General features: G+C 51.2%; 15 protein-coding genes. 9 read left to right on the top strand and 6 right to left on the bottom strand.

Annotated features, from left to right (window positions below):
* The first annotated feature begins 77 nt into the window (after positions 1 to 77).
* Positions 78 to 1,169, top strand: coding sequence for a sulfotransferase family protein (locus SIB56_RS01045; RefSeq protein WP_413324723.1), 1,092 nt, complete (start codon positions 78 to 80; stop codon positions 1,167 to 1,169).
* Here SIB56_RS01045 and SIB56_RS01050 read toward each other — a convergent pair.
* Complete coding sequence (locus SIB56_RS01050) at positions 1,163 to 2,224, bottom strand: hypothetical protein (protein ID WP_413324724.1); 1,062 nt, start codon at positions 2,222 to 2,224, stop codon at positions 1,163 to 1,165. The two genes, SIB56_RS01045 and SIB56_RS01050, sit on opposite strands and share 7 nt — an antisense overlap.
* The gene (locus tag SIB56_RS01055; protein WP_413324725.1) at positions 2,221 to 2,718 is read right to left on the bottom strand and encodes a hypothetical protein; all 498 of its coding nucleotides are present in this window, start codon (positions 2,716 to 2,718) and stop codon (positions 2,221 to 2,223) included. Before SIB56_RS01055 ends, SIB56_RS01050 begins: the two co-directional genes overlap by 4 nt.
* A gap of 140 nt (positions 2,719 to 2,858) precedes the next feature.
* Here SIB56_RS01055 and SIB56_RS01060 point away from each other — a divergent pair, with 140 nt between their 5' ends.
* The 5 genes from SIB56_RS01060 (at position 2,859) to SIB56_RS01080 (ending at position 14,099) form a co-directional block, all read left to right on the top strand.
* Positions 2,859 to 3,131: a hypothetical protein gene (locus SIB56_RS01060; protein ID WP_413324726.1), complete on the top strand. Its 273-nt coding sequence runs from the start codon at positions 2,859 to 2,861 to the stop codon at positions 3,129 to 3,131.
* The gene (locus SIB56_RS01065) at positions 3,097 to 3,390 is read left to right on the top strand and encodes a hypothetical protein (RefSeq protein WP_413324727.1); all 294 of its coding nucleotides are present in this window, start codon (positions 3,097 to 3,099) and stop codon (positions 3,388 to 3,390) included. Before SIB56_RS01060 ends, SIB56_RS01065 begins: the two co-directional genes overlap by 35 nt.
* Positions 3,391 to 3,459: 69 nt before the next feature.
* On the top strand, positions 3,460 to 5,958 hold the full coding sequence (locus SIB56_RS01070) for a GH116 family glycosyl hydrolase (RefSeq protein WP_413324728.1): 2,499 nt from the start codon (positions 3,460 to 3,462) through the stop codon (positions 5,956 to 5,958).
* A gap of 438 nt (positions 5,959 to 6,396) precedes the next feature.
* On the top strand, positions 6,397 to 9,660 hold the full coding sequence (locus tag SIB56_RS01075) for an autotransporter domain-containing protein (protein WP_413324729.1): 3,264 nt from the start codon (positions 6,397 to 6,399) through the stop codon (positions 9,658 to 9,660).
* A gap of 413 nt (positions 9,661 to 10,073) precedes the next feature.
* Positions 10,074 to 14,099 carry an autotransporter-associated beta strand repeat-containing protein gene (locus tag SIB56_RS01080; RefSeq protein ID WP_413324730.1) on the top strand — a complete coding sequence of 1,342 codons (4,026 nt, stop codon included), beginning with the start codon at positions 10,074 to 10,076 and terminating at the stop codon, positions 14,097 to 14,099.
* A gap of 61 nt (positions 14,100 to 14,160) precedes the next feature.
* Here SIB56_RS01080 and SIB56_RS01085 read toward each other — a convergent pair whose 3' ends face one another.
* From SIB56_RS01085 to SIB56_RS01100, 4 genes are all read right to left on the bottom strand, one after another.
* On the bottom strand, positions 14,161 to 14,346 hold the full coding sequence (locus SIB56_RS01085; protein WP_413324731.1) for a hypothetical protein: 186 nt from the start codon (positions 14,344 to 14,346) through the stop codon (positions 14,161 to 14,163).
* A 372-nt stretch (positions 14,347 to 14,718) separates the two neighbouring features.
* Positions 14,719 to 15,066: a hypothetical protein gene (locus SIB56_RS01090; protein WP_413324732.1), complete on the bottom strand. Its 348-nt coding sequence runs from the start codon at positions 15,064 to 15,066 to the stop codon at positions 14,719 to 14,721.
* 256 nt (positions 15,067 to 15,322) lie between these two features.
* On the bottom strand, positions 15,323 to 16,633 hold the full coding sequence (locus SIB56_RS01095) for an outer membrane protein (protein WP_413324733.1): 1,311 nt from the start codon (positions 16,631 to 16,633) through the stop codon (positions 15,323 to 15,325).
* An 80-nt stretch (positions 16,634 to 16,713) separates the two neighbouring features.
* Entirely contained in the window at positions 16,714 to 17,223 is a 510-nt protein-coding gene (locus SIB56_RS01100; RefSeq protein WP_413324734.1) for a hypothetical protein, read from the bottom strand.
* A gap of 1,049 nt (positions 17,224 to 18,272) precedes the next feature.
* Here SIB56_RS01100 and SIB56_RS01105 point away from each other — a divergent pair.
* The 3 genes from SIB56_RS01105 (at position 18,273) to SIB56_RS01115 (ending at position 20,276) form a co-directional block, all read left to right on the top strand.
* Complete coding sequence (locus tag SIB56_RS01105) at positions 18,273 to 18,752, top strand: hypothetical protein (RefSeq protein ID WP_413324735.1); 480 nt, start codon at positions 18,273 to 18,275, stop codon at positions 18,750 to 18,752.
* Positions 18,725 to 19,591: an autotransporter outer membrane beta-barrel domain-containing protein gene (locus SIB56_RS01110; protein WP_413324736.1), complete on the top strand. Its 867-nt coding sequence runs from the start codon at positions 18,725 to 18,727 to the stop codon at positions 19,589 to 19,591. The genes SIB56_RS01105 and SIB56_RS01110 overlap by 28 nt, the downstream gene beginning before the upstream one ends.
* A 187-nt stretch (positions 19,592 to 19,778) precedes the next feature.
* Positions 19,779 to 20,276: a DUF3122 domain-containing protein gene (locus SIB56_RS01115; protein WP_413324737.1), complete on the top strand. Its 498-nt coding sequence runs from the start codon at positions 19,779 to 19,781 to the stop codon at positions 20,274 to 20,276.
* Position 20,277 lies beyond the last annotated feature (1 nt).

Raw genomic sequence — 20,277 nt, forward strand, 5'->3', positions numbered from 1 at the left:
GTAGTGAATGGAAGATGTATTAATGTATTCTATTTTTTTCCAGCTAGGCTTAAATTCCGCACATACGTGTGAATCCGATGCATCGCGCCATCGATCGGCAAGTGGCTGGCGGCTGCATCACACCACGCACTTTCTTTTCAGCCCTTGCAATGACACGGCCTTCGCCGAGTCGATTGCTTCGGGGCTTGCAGCTAGGACTGGGTGGATTTTGTCTTGCTCCAATTGGCTGTTTGCAGTCTTTGATCTGGGGCAGAGCTCTTCGAAAACTTGAGCTGCCGGATGATCCGGTGATCGTGATCGGCCACTGGCGAAGTGGCACCACCTATCTGCATCAGTTGCTGGCGGCTGATCCCGGCGCCGCCACGGCCCGGAATGCCCTCACAGTGGCTCCGCAGGTTGCTCTGGTGCTCAAGCCGTTGATCGTGGCGATTCTCAACCGATTGATGACTGCAACACGCCCGATCGATGCCGTGTCGTGGTCTGCTCTGGATCCTCAGGAGGACGAGATCGGTCTGGCCCGGTTAACCATCGATACGCACATGGCTGGTGTGGCGTTTCCTCAGGACTATCTGAAGCATTTCCATCGCTGTGCATTGTCGAGTACCCGCCGTTTTCAACGTCAGCTGCTGTATTTCACTCGTCTCACCTGGGCTCACGATGGCAATGGCATGCGTCACCTCCTGATCAAGAATCCTGCCCATACAGCACGTGTTCCCCTGCTGCTTGATCTGTTCCCAAGGGCGCGATTTGTCTTGCTGAAGCGTGAGCCGGCCGATGCTGTGCGCTCGTTGACCCTGGTGAAGCAGAAACTCGCCGATCTCATTGGCCTGCAGCCTGCACCGGATCAGCAACGGCAGGTCGAGGAAACGGCCATGGCCCATGGTTTGCTGCTTGATGCCTTCGAGGCAGCAAGGCCTCTCATTCCCGCTGGCCAGTTGGTGGAAGTGGAGTATTCCCAGCTTGTGAGCTCACCTTTCGCCACTGTTGAAAGGATCTATCGCGAACTTTCGATTAAGGGTTGGGATCAGGCCTGGAAATCCATCCATGCCAGAGTGAACCGGGCGCAGACTTATGACGCTTGTCCGGTGCTGCTGGAACCTCAGGCGGAGAGTCGCCTGCAGGAGCTGTTTGCTCCTGCAAGCACTGCTGCCGCGGATGAGCTCTACTGACCGAAGGCCACCTGACAGGCGGCATTGAGCAGCTGGGCTTCGTTGCCGTTGCCGGGCGTTCCCCCATTGATGGTTCCTTCGCGGCAATCCGCGTAGTACCTCACGGTGGAGCTGCCATCGTCGGCTTCGAAGGTCACCGTGTCACCGGTTGCTGTGACGCTGGGGTAGTAGAGGGAGTAGTCCGAGTCAGGCACAACGATGTAGCTCACCTCATTGCTCTGGGCTGTGTTGACCAGACTGTTGATTACACCGAAGGTGGCCATACTCGCCAGCCCCCAGGCTGCTGCCTGACCGGGATACCAGCCCCAGTTGTTCCAGTAGGAGCCTCCATACCAACCGCTGTTCCAGGGTCGATTGTTGTACCAGTTGTTGCCGCTGTACCAACCTCTGCCGTAACGATCCCAGTTGTTGATCGCTTTGCGCCGATTGTCTGCACGGGTGTTGAAGCGATCGTTGCGATTGTTCTGGCGCGTGTTGAAGCGATCGTTGCGATTGTTCTGGCGGTTGGAACTGTTGTTGCGCACCTGGTTCTGGCGATTGCTCCTGGTGCTCTGTCTGTTGCTCTGGCGATTGGCGCTGTTGGTGCGCGCCTGACCCTGGCGGTTGCTGCGGGTTGTCTGCCTGTTGCTCTGACGGTTGGCGCTGTTGGTGCGGGCCTGACCCTGACGCGAAGAGCGAGTGGTTTGCCTGCTGCCCTGGCGATTGCTGCGTGTGGTGGAGCGATTACTCGAACGACTACCCGAGCGACTGCCGCTGTAGTTGCTGAAGCCGGTGCGGCCACCGCTTCTGGAACTGCTGCGTGAGCTGCTGCGTGATCCTCGGGAACTGCTGCGTGATCCTCTGGAACTGCTGCGTGAGCCGCCCCGGGAGCCACCGCCCCTTGAACCGCCGCCACCGCCGCGACGCTGGGCCAGCAGTAATTCCTCACTGGTGCCTGATGGAGCCGTTGTTTCGGTGCCGATCGCCGCGAGACCTGCAGCGGGTTGAAGTGCCAGAGCTAAACCGAGCAAGCCGGCGAGGCGACGTGTAGAGGATCGGCGAGTGTTGATGGTCATTTTCCAATGGCCTCCTTGAGTCGATTGCAGCCGTTGTCGAAACAGGCAATATCCACACGGCCATTGGCAGCGAAGACCATGCCCACCTTGGTGCGCCCCTGCATGGCATCACCGCTACCGACCAAAACATCGGCGAGGTATTTGGGGTTTTTGACGCAGAAAGCTCCGCTGTTGAAACAGAGCTCCTCTTTTTTGAAATCGATCACGGCGTTCTTCACCGAGCTCCACGGTTTGGTGTTGCTGGCTCGCCCTTCAATGCGCACGTAGGGATCATCGATCACGCGATAACTCACGGTCTTTGATCCAAAGGTGTGGACGTATTCCGTGGTGTCGTCGACATTGGATGCCACGACGTTGCAGGAGTGGGTTGTCCCTGCGCTTCTGCAGGTGGTTTCCAGGGAGTAAAGCTCCTGGGCCACCGCTGCGGATGCGCTGAGGCTGCCGAGCAAGACCGTCAGGCCCGTCAGCACCCTGCAGCGAAACAAGCTGTGCATGGGTGTGGGGGGTCGCGGAGGATTGCATTCCTCCATTTCGACACCATGACCATGAATCGATTGTCAGGCCGCGCATCTGCCTGATCGGGATCAACCGGCACTGTTGGCGGTACCTTGACGCCATCGATTGATGAACTGCCATGATCCGCCCTGTTGTTGTTGCATTGGTGCTGTCACTGATGGCAACCGCTCCGGCTCGGGCTCTGGAGGATTGCAGTCTGATCAAACGCCTGATGAACACCCTCGGTGCATCAATGGCTCGCAACCGGATGCTGATCGCGGCTTCGCAACAGTCGGGAGACAACAAGGCTCAGGCTGAGGAAGCCAGCGCATTGCTCTCGCGCCAGACCCGCAACTACCGTGATTTGCGGGAGGACTATGAACGCAACCGTTGCGGCCGTGACTGGGAATGATGCACAGGCGGAACGCCGTCAGCGACTGCATGAGCTGCTGCTGGCACTGATCGCCCGTCAGGAGGATCTGGAACTGATGGATGCCGAATGCCCCAGCGGATTCACTGGCTCCGCTTCTGCTGAAGGCCCTGCGCAGGCGGCCCGCTGGTTGGACCGCAATCGGCGTGTGTTGCAGCACTATCAATCGATTGTGCGCACGGCCGTAACTCTTGATGCCCTGCTCGACGCTGAACAGGCGATGCCCTCCAGGGAGATCTGAGCCAATTCGATCTGGCGATGAGCACAGACCGTTGAGGTCTGGCAGGCTGGGTCGACTTTTCGCCTTTCCATGGCTCGGTTTGGACTGACTGCACTGCGTTCGCTGTTGCGCCGGCGTCCCCGCCCTGAAGTCTGGAGTGCACCGCAGGCCAGCTGGAGCCGGCCCTTCGGTCTGGGTTGGGAGCAGCCCTATTCGGTCCGTTATGCCAGCAATCTCGATGACGGCCCCAATCACGGCATGCCGCTGGGCGGCTTCGGGGCTGGCTGTTTTGGTCGGGCTCCCGATGGCAATATCAATCTCTGGCATCTCGATGGCGGTGAGCACTGGTTCGGCGTGCTTCCCGACTGTCAGTTCGCTCTGTTTGAAAACAACGGCATTAACAAACGTGCCCATGCCATGGCGGTGAAGCCGCAGGCGGATGCTTCTCGCCCCGACGCCGGTGAACCACTTCAGGCCTGGGACTGGTATCCCGCAAGCACCGAAGAACGAATCACCGGCACCTATGCCGCCCGCTACCCGCTCAGCTGGACGCACTACGACGGCGTTTACGACGCTGATGTGCGTTGTGAAGCCTTCAGCCCGATTCTTCCCGGCGATTACCAGCGCACCAGTTATCCGGTGGCTGTGTTCGTGTGGACCTTGAGCAACCCCACCAAACAACCGCTCGATCTTTCACTGATGCTGAGCTGGCGCAACAGCTGTGGTTGGTTCACCAACACCGATGCCTCGGCTGAAGTGCATTTCCGCGATGACGGCAGCCCGGAGCACAACTACGCCCCGGCGATCGGTCGCACCGAGGGTCAACACAACCAATATGTCGACGATGGCACGCTGCGGGGACTGCTGCTTGAGGGCAATGTCTCCGCTCCGATCGCTGAAGGCGAAGGCCAGTGGTGCATTGCAACAGTCGAGCAACCTGGCGTGAGCATTCAACGCTGCAGCCGCTGGAACCCTGCCGGGGATGGCAGCGAGCTCTGGGAGAGCTTCAGTTCTGACGGCTCGATCCCCAACAGCAACAATGATCGCCGCAGCGGCAGCGATGATCCACTCAGTGCCGCCCTGGCGGTTCGCTGTCAGCTGGCTCCCGGGGAGAGCATCGAGATCCCCGTGGTGATCAGCTGGGATCTGCCGGTGACGGCCTTTGCAACCGGCTGCAAAGCTCTGCGTCGTTACACCGATTTCTTTGGCACTGGTGGCAACCAGGCCGCGGCGATTGCCGCCGAAGCGCTGCGCGACTGGAAGCAGTGGAGGGATCAGATCGACGCCTGGCAGCAGCCGGTGCTGCAGCGCAGTGAGCTGCCTGAGCCATTGCAGATGGCGCTGTTCAATGAGCTCTACGACCTCTGCAGTGGCGGCAGCCTCTGGAGTGCGGCATCAGCGGAGGATCCCCACGGCCGGTTCGGCGTACTCGAATGCCTCGACTACGCCTGGTATGAAAGCCTGGATGTGCGCCTCTATGGCTCCTTTGCTTTGCTGCAGCTTTGGCCGGAGCTGGATAAATCGGTGTTGCGCAGCTTTGCGCAGGCCATCCCTGCTGCGGATGCCACCCAGCGGCCGATCGGCTGGTATTTCACCCAGGGCAAGGGCCGGGTGGAAGCTGATCGCAAGGTGAAGGGGGCAACCCCGCATGATCTCGGTGCGCCCAATGAGCAGCCCTGGGATGCCACCAACTACACCGCCTATCAAGACTGCAACCTCTGGAAAGATCTCGGCAGTGATTTCGTGCTGCAGGTGTGGCGCACCTACAAGCTGGCCCCCAGCGGCGAAGATCTGAGTTTTCTGGCTGAGTGCTGGCCAGCTGCCGTTGAAGCGCTGCGCTACCTGAAAAGCTTCGATGTGAACAACGATGGCCTTCCCGATAACGGAGGAGCGCCGGATCAGACCTTCGATGACTGGCCTTTGAAGGGTGTGAGTGCCTATTGCGGTGCTCTCTGGATCGCTGCATTGGAGGCGGCGTTGGCGATCGCTCAGACGCTGCAGCTCAAAACCGGATTGGAGACGTCCTCCGAGCAGCATGAGTTCGGCGCCTGGCTGGAGCAATCACGCAGTAATTTCGACAAGCTGCTCTGGAACGGCGAGTTTTACGACATCGATGCTGAAAGCGGCACGCCGGTGGTGATGGCCGATCAGCTCTGCGGTGATTTCTATGCCCGCTTGCTTGGCCTGGAGCCTGTGGTGAGTGAAGCCAACAGCCGCAGCACGCTCAAGGCGGTGAAGGAAGCCTGTTTTGACAACTTCGAAGCAGGAACCCTGGGTGTGGCCAATGGGCTGCGCCGTGATGGCACACCATTGGACCCCAACGGCACCCATCCTCTTGAGGTGTGGACCGGCATCAACTTCGGCATTGCCAGTTATTTCCAGCTGATGGGCGAAGCGCAAACAGCGAAAGCGATTTGCTTAGCGGTGGTCAATCAGGTGTATTCAGGCGGGCTGCAGTTCCGTACGCCGGAAGCGATCACTGCGGTCAATACCTTCCGTGCCTGTCATTACCTGCGCGCGATGGCCATCTGGGGGGTTTGGGCAACGCATACCGAGTGGCAGTTGATCCCTGGTGCGGAACGAGGCTGATGAGCAATTTATGCTCAAATGGGATCATGACGCTGTTGTAATTCCAGTAACCCATTGGATGGTTTTGCATGGCTGATGCTGCGCCAACCTGCAGCCAATTTGTTCTTGCCTCCGGTGCTTCAACGAGCATGGTGCATCCGTTATCGAGTTAGATGATGGGGCTCTGCTCGGTCGCCGTATCGCGACATTTTTCTCAATGCTGCAGGAAGACTGGTTTGGCTTTCTGACCAACGCCTTGCCGCTGCCAAGCCTGATGGGTGTGATGCTGAGACTATTCACGCTTTATTCGTTGGAGTTGCACCGAGGCCTGGTGCTGAGAATGCTGGCAGTGAAGCCTTGACGCAAAGATTGCTCCGGTAGAGGTGATTCATCAGCGATACCGACCTGCTGTTGCTTTTGGTTGAAATTCTGATAAAGACAGCCAGAATATTCATCCAGATGATTGTTTCAAGAATGGCGCCGAAGAGGAATCGCCTGGTCGTTGCACTGAGCGTGGGATTTGCTTGTTCGATTTTCTTGCCCGCCTGGGCCAGGGCAGAGGAATTCCGCGAAGGGAAACCTATAGCCAATACCGCCACTGATAGTGTTGCAGTATATTCTTTGAGAGAAAAATTTCAGACAATTCTGGTCGGCAACGATGAAAAACTCTATGCTGTTGAGTATTATATTACCACCACTAGCTCAAAAACGCCATTTGGCATATCTCTGAAGAAATGGGTTGAGCCAGAGAAAGGAATTAGTGAATTTTTCAGTGCTTGGTTGAATAAGGAGGGTTTGGCAAAAAAACTTTCTGAAAATTATCAATTATTCGCGGAGGAGAACTCTCTCCTTGGTGTGTCTGACCTATGTGTTAAAAACCCTGGCGTCGGCAAGGACAACGAGGACAGTTCACTTTGTTTGAACAGGCAGAACAATGGTGGTGGATTTATATATTCTGATTGGCAAACGAATCCCCCGTCAAGCGCTGTAAATCGACCCGATGCTGAACAATTTGATAATCCTAATCAAACAAAAGAAGGTCTTCTTTATTACTGGAATGGCACCGATTATTATACAATGACTGGCAGCACCAATAACCGTATTCAAGCGTTTGGTGGCTGCAAAGTGAACACCATTGACCAAAATGTACCATCCAATCAATTAGTTGGCAGTGAAAATAGCGTCGGCGAGCGCTTCTGTTCTTATGAAACAAAGGAAATAACAATTGGCGATGATACTATAGAAATCGGTGTGGTATCCTCAGACGTTTTCGCGCCAGTCTTTGAAGGAGGAACTTTGGAGACGATTGAAAATGGCCAGGATTTTACCCAGGATTTCTATATTTCAAAGAAGGGAGGAACCATCGATAATCTGGGTAATGATGTCACTTTCTCTGGAGACTTTACAGACCATATCCCGGCGGCATCGCGAGGTGATCTGACATTTGCGGGCACGGGAACGACCACATTTTCTGGTAATAACGATTACGACGGCGGAACGGTCGTTTCAGCTGGAACACTCAAGCTCGGTTCTTCCACAGCACTGCCGAAGGTCTCCCAAACGACCGTCAAGGCTGGTGCCACACTTGACCTTAATCTTCAGCAGATCGATGTCGACAGCATTGTTTTGGATGGGGGCTCAGGTTCTGGAACGTTGGCCAGCATGATGGCCGATACGGCGGTTCTGAAAAATGGCCTTCTGTCTGGCGATATAACTTCCAATGGTGGATTGATTTCTACTGTCATGGGCAGTAATGCCAATCTAACTGTGAAAGAGGGACGCACTTTTTTGCGGGATGGCGTCAGTCTTGGTTCGGGCTCCCTGAAGGGAGGTCAACTTTGGGCAGCTGATGATGATACGGCGGTTTTTCGCGATTTCACTCTTTCTACGCCCACCGTGAAGCCTGTTAATCCTGGCACAAATCAAGGATTGGGAGCAGTAGTCAACCCGGGTTTGGTGGTTGGTCTGGGCTCCAAAAAAGATTGGGCGATGCGAATAGGAGTCGATGCCAACCGCGAAGATAATGGAGGAAAGTTCGTTTATGAAAGTGGAAATATTTATATTTTAACGCCAGTCACGACTGGATCTCCTGATAGCTATGACGGCATCTGGAATGTGTTGGACTTTTCAGAAGCTGATCTGAGTAATGCTAAATATAGTCAAATGTTCAAAAATACCTACTTGTTATTTGTTTCGCCAGACGGAAAAGATTATCAATTTGTTGAGTTTCAAGCGGATGGAACCCCGGTTGATCCTGATCAATTAACGCGTGATGTGTCTCTCATTGAAGGGTCTTTGAGGATTAAGGTTGGAGCGCCTAATCCCGACATCAACCTTCCTGACATTGTTGTACCGCTTCCTCCCGATATTGTTGATCCGTTCCCGTTGTTATCAGTTGAACAAATTACTGATGTGATACGCCGCGGTCTTTTACCTCGCAATGTTGATGGTGCAGGTCAGACATTGTCGACGTACAACAATTTGCTGACGGACACGATCTTTGAGCGAACGCCGATGCGTCAGTTCACCGAGGTTGAAACTGTGGTGGAGGAAGTTGTCGTTCCTGACACAGAGGTGGTTCCAGAAGCGGAGCCTGTGCGCGGATTGTGGAGCAAGAGCGGAGAGATTGATGATCAGCAGGCTGATGAGTATTTAGAGCAAACCGTCGCCAGCTCAGAATCTGAAAGTCTGGTTGGCGACGAAGCTCAGAGCTCCCGGCCGCTGGTGCTGGCCGATGCGCAGCCTTCTGGTGAGCTGAAAGGTGATGAGTTGATGGTGGAGATCGATGGCAAGACGTATCTAGAAGATGGTTCACTTACAGCTGAATATGCCGGTCGTGATGGCGTGCGCGGCTGGTTCCGTGGCTTTGGTGGTCAGTCCAGTAACAGCAATGGCGATTCAGACACGATCTATAACCCATACAACATCTCCGCTGCTGGCGGGGTTCTGGGTGTGGACGTCTCCTTGAGTGAGTCGTTCCAGCTTGGAGCGTATGCGAACTACGGAAACATCAACCTGTCTCAGTTCAACGGCGTGCAGGATCTTGGTGGCGGTTGGAATGCCGATGGCTGGGGTGGTGGTGTTACCGCTGATTACTGGACCAACAACTTCTATGTGCAGGGTCTGCTGGGAGCAACGGGATTCAGCGGCGAGCAGCGCCGCAATATCCAGGGTTATGGCCCGCTGTTTGATGACCAGACAGCCAAGGGTGATAAGAGTGCAACCTCAATGTTGGGGGCTTTGCGTGTTGGCTTGCCGTTCCAGAGTGGCAACACCTATATCGAACCGCAGCTGACGGCGACCTGGACCGGTAATAACGAAGATCGTTTCTCTGAGTCGACCGATGATGATCGCTTGGCTCTCACCTATAAGAGCCGCAACACTAACTATCTGCAGACTGCACTGGGCGTGAAGTTTGCCTGGCCGATCAAGACCGGTGAGACTGGTTTGTTCACCCCCAGCGTGAAGCTGGCCTGGCTTGGAGATTGGAATCAGGGCAATGAAGATCAAACGATTGGATTTGATTTCACGGATAAGACCTATGCCGTTGGATCCAACCAGGAGGATGTGAATGGCGCGTTGATCGAAGCGGGTGTTGATTACAACGTGGCCAAGATCGAGGGAACAACGGTGAAGGGTTATCTCAGAGGTGGCGCAGAGTTGTGGGGTGGTGATCGTGGAACGAAGTGGAGAGCCAGCGGCGGTGTGACCTTCCAGTTCTGAACAGTTTCGAAATTGTCAATGATTTCTTGCTGATTGTTTAAGGGTCAACAATCGAGTTGATCAAGCTGGTGACGGTATTTTGGGATTTCCATTAACTCTCTGCACCATCGTGAGTTGGTGCCTGAGGCCTGCTCAATGGGAGACGCCAGTGATTCCTCGAGCATCTCGTTAGTTTTTTAGAACCTTGTCTTTGCTTTAAACGTTTTGGTGCGGCTTTCAGGGAAGGGATGTATACATTGATTTTCTTTTGCTAAAAATTAATGAGTTTTAGTTCTTGATTGTTGCGCCTGATCACTGCTTGCTGCAATGGCTTTGCCGCAATAGGATTACCTGCTTGTCTTTTTATGAGTCTCGCAAGAATCATGCAAGGTGTTTGATTAATGCCTAGTTTGCGACTACATATTTTTGTTCTCATGGCTGACAAGTTTGAAAGTGCTTCTGACCTTTTCAGTCGTTCAGGCGTTTCCTTTCTAGCGACGGCAGCTTCAATTTTTTCGGCTGGCGTGGTTGTTTCGTTGGCACTTTCGCCAAAAGCCATGGCGTGTAATGCCATCAGTAAGGGTTGTATCGTGAAGTATGACGATGTGGAGTGGTTTTTTGAGGGCGAATCAAAGGGTAAAGCCTTTCCTATATTTAGTGGCGGGACACTAAGTTTTGAGGGTTATGAGAACCAATTTTGGTACGGTGAAGATGGAGGTGGTTTTGATATCAGATTAGGCGAAACAGTGGGTTCAATTTTTTTCCCTATATTTGAACTTTATGATAATAAAATTGATAATTTTGGGACACATCCTAAGTTTTATGGAAAATTGCGTGGTGACGGTAATATGAACTTCACGGGCTCTGGTGATACTAGACTTTATGGCGAAAATCTATTCACAGGACTTACTCGTATAACGGTGGGAAGATTAGTCATTGAAGATAAAATTGCCAAGCCGACTGGAAAGATACAGATTGATGACAACGCAACTTTAAAGCTTAAAGGTGATAATATCCAAATCACTACTCGTGTTACTTCTAACAATGGAAGGATTAACTTTGCCGGGAAAAATGTTAAAATTGAATCAGAAATTGTTTCTGAACGAGGTGAAAACAATGGGGCCTTGAAGCTTTTTGTGCATGAATCTTTGATTGACCAAGAAGGAAAAGTTTCAATAAAGCCACGAATCACGGGGAGCATCTCCGGTAGTGGTGGAATTTTAAAAACTGGTGAAGGAAGTCTCGCTCTCTCAGGTTCCAACACCTTCACCGGTCCTACTAGAATATTAAAAGGTGAACTAAGTGTTGAAGATTCAGGTAGTTTGGCTGGAACACCGACAATTACTATTGAAAAAGGCGCAAAACTTAAAGTAAAAGATCAAGCTAAATTGAATGATAAGGCTTCTGTGATTATTGCCGAAGGTTCTGATTATTTTGCTGATTCTGATGATACGATCGGTCTAATATCAGGTGCGGGAAGAATTAAACTATTTAATGCAAGCAAGACTTTGTCTGTCGGCGCATCAGATGAAAATTCTATCGATTCTGGGTTTTCTGGTGTAATTTCTGGGCAAGGCAGTTTCACAAAGACTGGTAATGCGACTTTAGTCTTGTCTGGAGCTAATACCTTCACCGGCGACACCTCGATTGATAGTGGAACCTTGGAGGTGCGAGGATCTTTAAGTCATGAAACGGATGTGATTGTTGGGGATGCGATTTATGATGTTAAATCAACTGATACCATTGGATCGATTGCAGGAACAGGATTTATTTTCTTAGATGACGACATCACATTGAAAGTAGGTGCTAATAATTCATCCACAACTTTTTCTGGCATTATCCAAGGATATCCAAGCAGCCAAGGAACTGGTGGTTTTGCAAAAACGGGTAGTGGAACTTTAACATTATCTGGCAATAACTATTACTTAGGGGCGACGTCGATTAATCAAGGTGTATTGCAGGTGACAGGCACATTGAGTGATTCAACGGCTGTTATTGTTTCGAGTGGAGCAACCTACGACGTTAAATCTATAGACACTATCGGCTCCATTGCTGGTGCTGGCTCGGTTGTCTTGGCTGACGACATTACGCTCACTGCCGGTGCCAATAACAATCCAACAACTTTCACTGGCAAGATCTCAGGAAAAGGTAATTTCACGAAAGATGGATCTGGCACGTTATCAATCTCTGGTAAAAACGCTTTACAGCTTCAAGGCAAAACAACAGCAAAGTCTGGCACGATTGATTTTGGGACGACGTCACAGGAGATAGCGAACCTTTCCGTCGACAAAAATGCCAATATTTCTAATGGTAAGCTCACCTTAGCGAAGTTGAACAATAGTGGTGCGATTAAAGTGGATTCTCTGTCTGGAACCGACGCCGCCAATGATTTCACTAATGATGGAACGATCGAAATCACGACTTCAGCAAACATTGACTTAAAAGCAGGTGACGATATTTTTACGACTAATTCCAATCTGACTTTATCTGGAGTACTCGATGGTGGTGCTGGAGACGATTTAATTAAATTCGGGTCTTCCGATAACAAGCTCCACCCATTTAGGGCAGCTAAAATTATCAATTTTGAATCTGCCGAGCAGACCAGTGGTACATGGGATTACGACGGTAATTTCAAGGATTCTGGAATTGAAACAATGACGCTCAAGGGTGGCGTCATGGAAATTCTTGACTCTGAGCATGCAACCTTTGAAAATTTTGTGATGGAAGGTGGCCAGATTGTTGCCAGCCTTGAAAGCAAAAATTCAGCGCCGCTGACTGCTGACAGCTTTGACTATCAAGGTGGTTCATTGCTGATTAAGTCTGCTGATCAAGCTGATCCGGAGGGAACCTACACAGTGATTGACGCGCCTGCGGCTAGTCAGGGCGAGATGAATGAGCTGGCTGCAAAATCAGTACTTGAGTATGACAATATGGCACCTGAAAGATTTACTGGTATTGGAATTAAGAATGGTATTAAAGGCAGTGCTATTTACGATGTCTTCCTGAAAGAAGGGAGTTTACAGCTTGTCGTCGAGCAGAAGCATCATGCAGATATCTTGGATTGTCTGAAGGATGACAGCTGCGATAAGCCTGTAGCTCCTGGAGATGATCCGCATCACCATGAGATTAAGCCAGGTCGTCCTGGACATGACATTTTGAAAGTCATCCTTGATGACATTCTTAAAGAGTTAGACCTTCCAATTATTGGTTACGGCACGCTTTCCCGGCTGACTATTTCTGGTTTAGCCCCACGCAATATTGATGGACCTAGCCGTGGAATGGCTACTTATAACAATCTCTTGGCTGACACGCTGTTTGAGCGCCTGCCATTGCGTCAGTTTGATCCCGTGGTGATTGAAGAAACGGTTGTAGAAGAAGAGGAGGTGATTGAGGAAGATCCCGCTCCTCCTGTGCGCGGGTTGTGGAGCAAGAGCGGTGAGCTGAGTGATCAGGATGCTCAGCAGGCTTTGGATCGTGCCATTGCTCAAAATACAGATGTTGTGGTGGAGGAGAGCACGACGGTTGAGCGGCTTGAAGCAGCAGGGTTTGTTGAGGATCCATCGCTGACAGCGCAGTACGCGCGGCGTGACGGAGTCCGCGCCTGGTTCCGCGCCTTTGGCGGCGATGATCGCGACAGCTCCAATGATAATTTCCATAACCCCTACTACGTCAATTCCGGCGGCGGCGTGCTGGGTGTAGACGTCTCTGTTTCGGAGTCGTTCCAGGTTGGTGCGTTTGTGAACTACGGAAACATAAATCTGATTCAGCAGGGTGCTCTGGCAGGTGGTGGCTCCTGGAATTCCGATGGCTGGGGTGGTGGTGTGCGTGCCGACTATTGGACCGATAACTTCTATGTGCAGGGTCTGTTCAGCGCTACTGGATTCAGCGGCAATCAAAAGCGCGACATTGTTGAAATCACCAGCCAGCTCGGTGATGACACAGCATCCGGAAGCAAGAGTGCCACTAGTTATGGCTTGGCATTCCGCGTGGGAGCGCCATTTGAAGCTGGTGATTTGCTGATTGAACCCCAGTTCACATCGACCTGGAGTTTCAACAATGAAAACCGCTTTACCGAGAGCGGATCAGGTGATCTGAATCTCACCTACAAAGACCGTTCCACGACGTATCTGCAGACGGATTTGGCGATCAAGTTTGCCTATCCGATCAAGACAGGCGACACCAGCGAACTGGTCCCCTCATTGCGCGTGGGTTGGCTGGGTGACTGGAGCGGCAATCTGAGCAATCAGAAGATCGGCTATCGATTCACCGATGACACGGTGAACATCGACTCCATCAATGAAGACACCAACGGCGTGCTGGTTGAAGGCGGTCTGGATTACACGATCGCCAACATCAACAGCAGTTCGTACAAGGTGTATGTGCGAGGTGGCATTGAGGCCTGGGGCGGCACGAGGGGGACTGACTACCGTGCATCGGGCGGATTTGAATGGCAGTTCTGATCAAATTCAGCATCGCTCGCCGATAAGGCGCATAGGCATCAATTGGGCAGCGCATACAGAGTTAAGACGCCGACTTTTCAACCAAAGCAACGGTCAGGTCATCACCTTTAGTTTGCAGATAGACATAGCCTGATCCATCTGAGCGCAGTATCGCGGTATAGGCGTAGGTCATACCCCGATCATCCTGTTGACGAATCCGACCGATGCAATTTTCATCCTGAATGAATCGGCTCTGATAACCAGCCACCCCACCAGCGCCGTCGTATGAGGAGAACGCGAGATCAACCTTCTGCCATTCGGTCTAGCTCTCCCGCTGAATCAAGGCATTGGCCTTCCATGACGAAGCAGCAAAGCTGCTACCTTTTTGCAAGCTCAGGAAGCTGCCGTTCATGCTCTCTGGTTCACAGTGGCGATCCGGCTGCGCCATCCATTTTTCTTTCATAACCTCGCCAATTTAATTGCTGAGTCCGAATCGAGGCAGCCCCTGTGCGGTGAGCAAAACCTTGCTTTCTTGTCCTTCTTGATCTCTGGTCACGGTCAGTTCACACTCGCTTTCTGACTCCCAGCTTCCTTCGTATTTCGTTTCGCTGTAGCTGCGACCAACCCGCAAAAAACGGATTCAGCTGACGGACCTATTGGGTAACCATGTTTCCAGTTGGAGGCTGCACATTGGTTGCTGACCACGCAGACCCTGACTAACGATCAGATATTGACCTGTTACGGGAGCTGCGCAGGAGATGGTTGCCTGGACAGGCTGTGCCTGAACGAATGCATTTGAAAGAGGTGATGCCAGTAACACAATCGAGAGGTTGCAGAGCATCGGGGGGCGTTTGAGTTGAATTAATGGTGCACTGCGTATGTTGCTGCTGACTGCTGCAGTAAGCGGTTTCAGCTTTGCTGCAATTGAGAAGGCAATAAAAAACTCCGCTTGTGGCAGGGCTAGTGAATATTCAGTCAGTAGATCCATAGTGACAAAGACGCTCCCCACTTTTCTCTTGCGGGTGTTGTATATCTCACAGCCATAGGCGTCAGACTGTCCGACATTATTAATTCACCTAACCTCGCAATAACCTCCACTCTCACCACTAAAATAGTCACAACTTTGGATGTGTGTCTCAACTTTTCACAACAGGGGCCTCCCCCCTTAAGGTGATTACGTAGCTACGATTTCAATTAATACGCTTCTAATCACGGGATTGTTCTTCAGTTGTTCTTGATCTCAATCACCACAGTCCTCTGACTGGCACTTGCTCTTCTTGAATCACAGGCTCAGGAGCTGGCTCCCCAGGTTCTGCTGCAACAAAAGGATCATCGGCAGGCTGATTAAAAAACCAACGGAAACCAAATTTGACGCTCCATCCGTCGCCAGGACCAAAATCCAAGTCGCTGAAATTAGGCTCAGACAAAACAACAGAGTCCTTTTTGACAATAGTTTCTTTCTCTACGAAGGTATCTTTGGTAACAGTTTTTGGCTCTCTAATAAGAGTTCTAATGGTTTTTGTCTGCTTAAATGTTTCGGGGGTGATGGCAGTAAACGTGTATTCATTAAAGCACCAAGGGAAGTTTTTAAAGTTATTAAACCGAGCCTCGTCCTTGCAGTATTCAATCGTAATTCCACCCTCACCGATAATTGTTCTTGCAGGATTATCAGGCATAAATCTCTCCACTTCGGTTGTCTCTTTGACTTCCTTGGTGACAGTTTCTTCTACAGTTGATGTTACAATTTTATTTACTTCAATAGTTGATTTTTCTTCCACTTTTACCTCCTCTTCGACCATTTCATCTTTTTCAACGACTCTCCTGTTTTCACCTTTGGCTTCTAGCTCAAAGTTGTAATCACCCGTTCGCTGATAAGCACCTTCGATATATACATCCCAAGCCTTAGAAACCCTATAAGATAACCCAGCCTTGCCGCCGTAAACAATTGCAGCTTGCGTCTCCTGCTTCGTGGAATATGCAACATTGCCCACATCGAAGTTCATCCCTCCCAGGGTAAGCCATCCGGCACCGATCGTTCCGCCCACATAGGGAGTCCATCTGGAATTGGTATTGATGTCGTAAAGTAATCCAAAGGTCAATGTCTGCATATTGGAATTGCTGGCTTTGATATTTCGAACGCTTGGATCACCATTAAAGATCATGTCAGCACCAGGTATATCGGTATATCCGTAGAGCAATTCAGTTCTGAAATCACCGAATTTGTAACCAATGCCTGTTTCGCCCGAAAACCCAAAATCTGAATTCAAAGAACCGCTGTAATCCTCTCCATTGATCGTGTTGCTAAGACCAAATCCCGAAAACTGCTGTCCGCCGATAGCAAGGGGGAAATAGAAGCCATCCACCCGTTGATCTGGGTCATCTTCACTGCTCAAATCGCCTGAGCTTTGTGAATCATCAGCTTGAGCGACAATCAACGCTGCTTTTGCAGACTCTGATAACAACAGAGGCTTGAGGCTTTCAACACCTTCAGCAGATGCAGTTTGGAAACAGACAGAAGCTAAGCCGAGTGAGGCGATGGAAAGAACTTTTTTCATTTCACATAATTATTTCACAAATTTTATTCGGCGTTTATGGCCTGTCAACCAGGCTTCAGCCTGTTGTGAACATGGCTCATTCAGGCTGTTGGGCTGTGAAGCCGATCATGAGTTGAAAACATTGATTGAATACAGTTAAACCACGTCACATTGATGCCGGTATCGGTTCCGCTAGTAGCCATCGGTCGGCTGTCACAGCCCTCATTGAGCCCATACATCCAAGTGCGGTCACTATTCAGCCAGCGATAACCAAGCCGGGTAGACGTGCTGACGGTGGTGCCCGCTACATCGGTGTTGTTGATGCTGCTATCGCCCATACTGTTAGCGAAGTTGGCGATGATCAGGACATCGACGAACCAAATGCTGTTATCGACAACAGAGAGGGACAAGAAGCCGCCTATTCCAGCCTGATTGAGGGTGCCGGCACGTTGCAATGCGCCCTGGAAACCAAAGGTGGGTTTGACCACATCCTTGAGGCTGATGCTCATCGCATTACCCAGATCCTCAGCACTGTCGTCCTTTACCTTCGAAGGGATTGAGGCAATGGCAACAGCAGAAGCCAGCAGTCTCATGGAAAGGCTGCGAAGCATGGATCAGGCGTCAGTCGACGCATGATGCCGAGATTTATCTGGTAGCGCCTGTCATCGCAATTGTTCTCATCGACTGCCAATAAAAAACCCCGCACTTTGCAAAGCGTGATTGGTGTGATTTATTTTGTCGTGAGATGGATCAGCACAACTAGACCGCCCTGCTTTTCCCTTCAAGGGTCTTGTATTGCTTTCAGCCTTGCTTCAATGGCCTAAGGCTTCTCAACTAAGTATCAGACCTGGAAGTTTCCGCTGCGTTGGAGATCACCGGCGGAATCTTCCATGACAGCCATCAGATCATCACGTTGATAAACGCGACGGCAAAGCCTTCTGCTACGAGCCATGCGCCGATGGTCATTGCTGTGATTGCCGTTGATGGCCTGACTCCTCACGCCACAAAGCCCTGCTCTTCTTAGCGGGGCTTTTCCTTCAGGCAAGACAACGTTGGTCAGTAGACCCTATGCTCGTATAAAATCTTGCAACTTTCATCCGTTTTAAACTTCCATTTTTCATTTTTCTTTATTGCAGTGAACTCATAGACACCCTCAAAAAGCGTATCTTTGATAGTATCCTGTTGAGTCACTTCAAATCCTCTTTTTTTTCAAGAAGTCAGAGCACTCTGAAATTGTTTTAGTCTGAGCTGAAACCGGCAGATTGGTAGAACATACAGTTACAGCTGCAAAAAACAATACAGCTCTCAGGCAACGAGTCATTCTTTTTAAAACTTACATATTTGCCTTATAGCAAACCCTTTTGAATCCAGCCATTCAAGAGGTGTTTGTGTCTTAAGATACACTCTGATCATCAGAATGATAAGTAACAGCGCTTGTTTAACTGCTGTTTTTGAAAACAGGGCAACCTGGAATACGCAGACTCAAAAGCATGGCCTCGCTTGTGCAAAGCGAGGGAAGGAAAAAACAATTTTGAGAATGCCCGATATTTTTAAGTAGCAATTTTTACCAATGATCTCACTCTCAAGTCACATTAAATCAACTTCGATGGAAAAATTTTTATGAGACGCCCAGACTGATTCAAGACTATTCATCGGGGCAATGGAGAAAGAAAAAGAGTCAGTCGCTCAAGGTTCCCCAAAAAAACGAGGTTCAAAAGACAAACTTGTCGCTGTCGGAATTGCTCCCATGGGAATCATCTCCATTGGCATTGCGCCGATGGGGGTGCTCTGCATCGGGATCATCCCCATGGGAATCATTGGACTAGGGGTTGTATCAATGGGCGCTATAACAGCTTCGGTAATCGGAATGGGGCTTTTTTCTGTTGGTTACAACACCATGGGGCTTGTAACGGCGGGTCCTCTCAGCATGAGTCGCGTCAACATCTGGGGACCAAAAATGAAAATGCCGCATATGCATCATGGACACGAAATCATGCATGAAGCTGCTCATAAAAATTCCTATGTCATTTACAACGATGAGGGCATGGCACGAACGTCAGCCAAGATGATTGGCTGTACAACAATCCACAGGGTTGGCAACTACTGGGCTCCTTGCAAAGCCCCTGGCAAAACCAACTGAGAAATGATCGCGACAGCTCCAATGATAATTTCCATAACCCCTACTACGTGAATTCCGGCGGCGGCGTGCTGGGTGTAGACGTCTCTGTTTCGGAGTCGTTCCAGGTTGGTGCGTTTGTGAACTACGGAAACATAAATCTGATTCAGCAGGGTGCTCTGGCAGGTGGTGGCTCCTGGAATTCCGATGGCTGGGGTGGTGGTGTGCGTGCCGACTATTGGACCGATAACTTCTATGTGCAGGGTCTGTTCAGCGCTACTGGATTCAGCGGCAATCAAAAGCGCGACATTGTTGAAATCACCAGCCAGCTCGGTGATGACACAGCATCCGGAAGCAAGAGTGCCACTAGTTATGGCTTGGCATTCCGCGTGGGAGCGCCATTTGAAGCTGGTGATTTGCTGATTGAACCCCAGTTCACATCGACCTGGAGTTTCAACAATGAAAACCGCTTTACCGAGAGCGGATCAGGTGATCTGAATCTCACCTACAAAGACCGTTCCACGACGTATCTGCAGACGGATTTGGCGATCAAGTTTGCCTATCCGATCAAGACAGGCGACACCAGCGAACTGGTCCCCTCATTGCGCGTGGGTTGGCTGGGTGACTGGAGCGGCAATCTGAGCAATCAGAAGATCGGCTATCGATTCACCGATGACACGGTGAACATCGACTCCATCAATGAAGACACCAACGGCGTGCTGGTTGAAGGCGGTCTGGATTACACGATCGCCAACATCAACAGCAGTTCGTACAAGGTGTATGTGCGAGGTGGCATTGAGGCCTGGGGCGGCACGAGGGGGACTGACTACCGTGCATCGGGCGGATTTGAATGGCAGTTCTGATGAGCTTTGAAGCGATCAGCTGGGGGCTTTCATCATCGGCGTGTTTGTCGGTCGCTCAGCTCGATGCTTTTCTTGTGATTCATGCACTGAAAAGGGCTGAAAGGCATTCGACAAGAACTTCCGCTGTTCCGGTCAACAATTTCAGTGCTTGATGTCTGATCATGGAGTTTCCAAGCCTGGCTGCTTCATGCCCGCGTTGCACCGTTTGTTCTGCTCCTTGCTGCTCGCTGTGGCCTTGTTACTGCTCACACCAACAGCTGCTCAGGCCGAGGTGCATAAGTACCAGGATGAAAATAGTGCTCCGATGCTGCGCAGCCTGGAGAGTCTGCGTGATCTCGATTATCAGAGTTGGCAGGCTGTGGCCTATCGCGTCGGCAAGCCTGGCGGTCCGGTGGTGCTGCGCATCGTCGGTTATCCGGGAAAAATGCGTCTTGAGCATCCCACCTCCCTGCTGGTTCAGGCCGGCGTGAAGGAGTGGCAACTCGAAGACATCACCCTCGATAACGAATTGCTGGCCAAAGATGGCCGCGAGGCCGCAGCGGAATTTGCACTCGACCCGCTGCTCAATGATCTGACCAACAAGCGCCCCTTGAGGATGTTTCTGCCCGGTGTTTTCAATGAAATGCCTGTTCCTCCGTATGTGGTTGCGGAGTGGCGCGATGTGCAGACCGAGCCGCTGAACTGAG

The sequence above is a fragment of the Synechococcus sp. MIT S9503 genome (assembly GCF_047304175.1).
GTDB lineage: Bacteria > Cyanobacteriota > Cyanobacteriia > PCC-6307 > Cyanobiaceae > Synechococcus_C.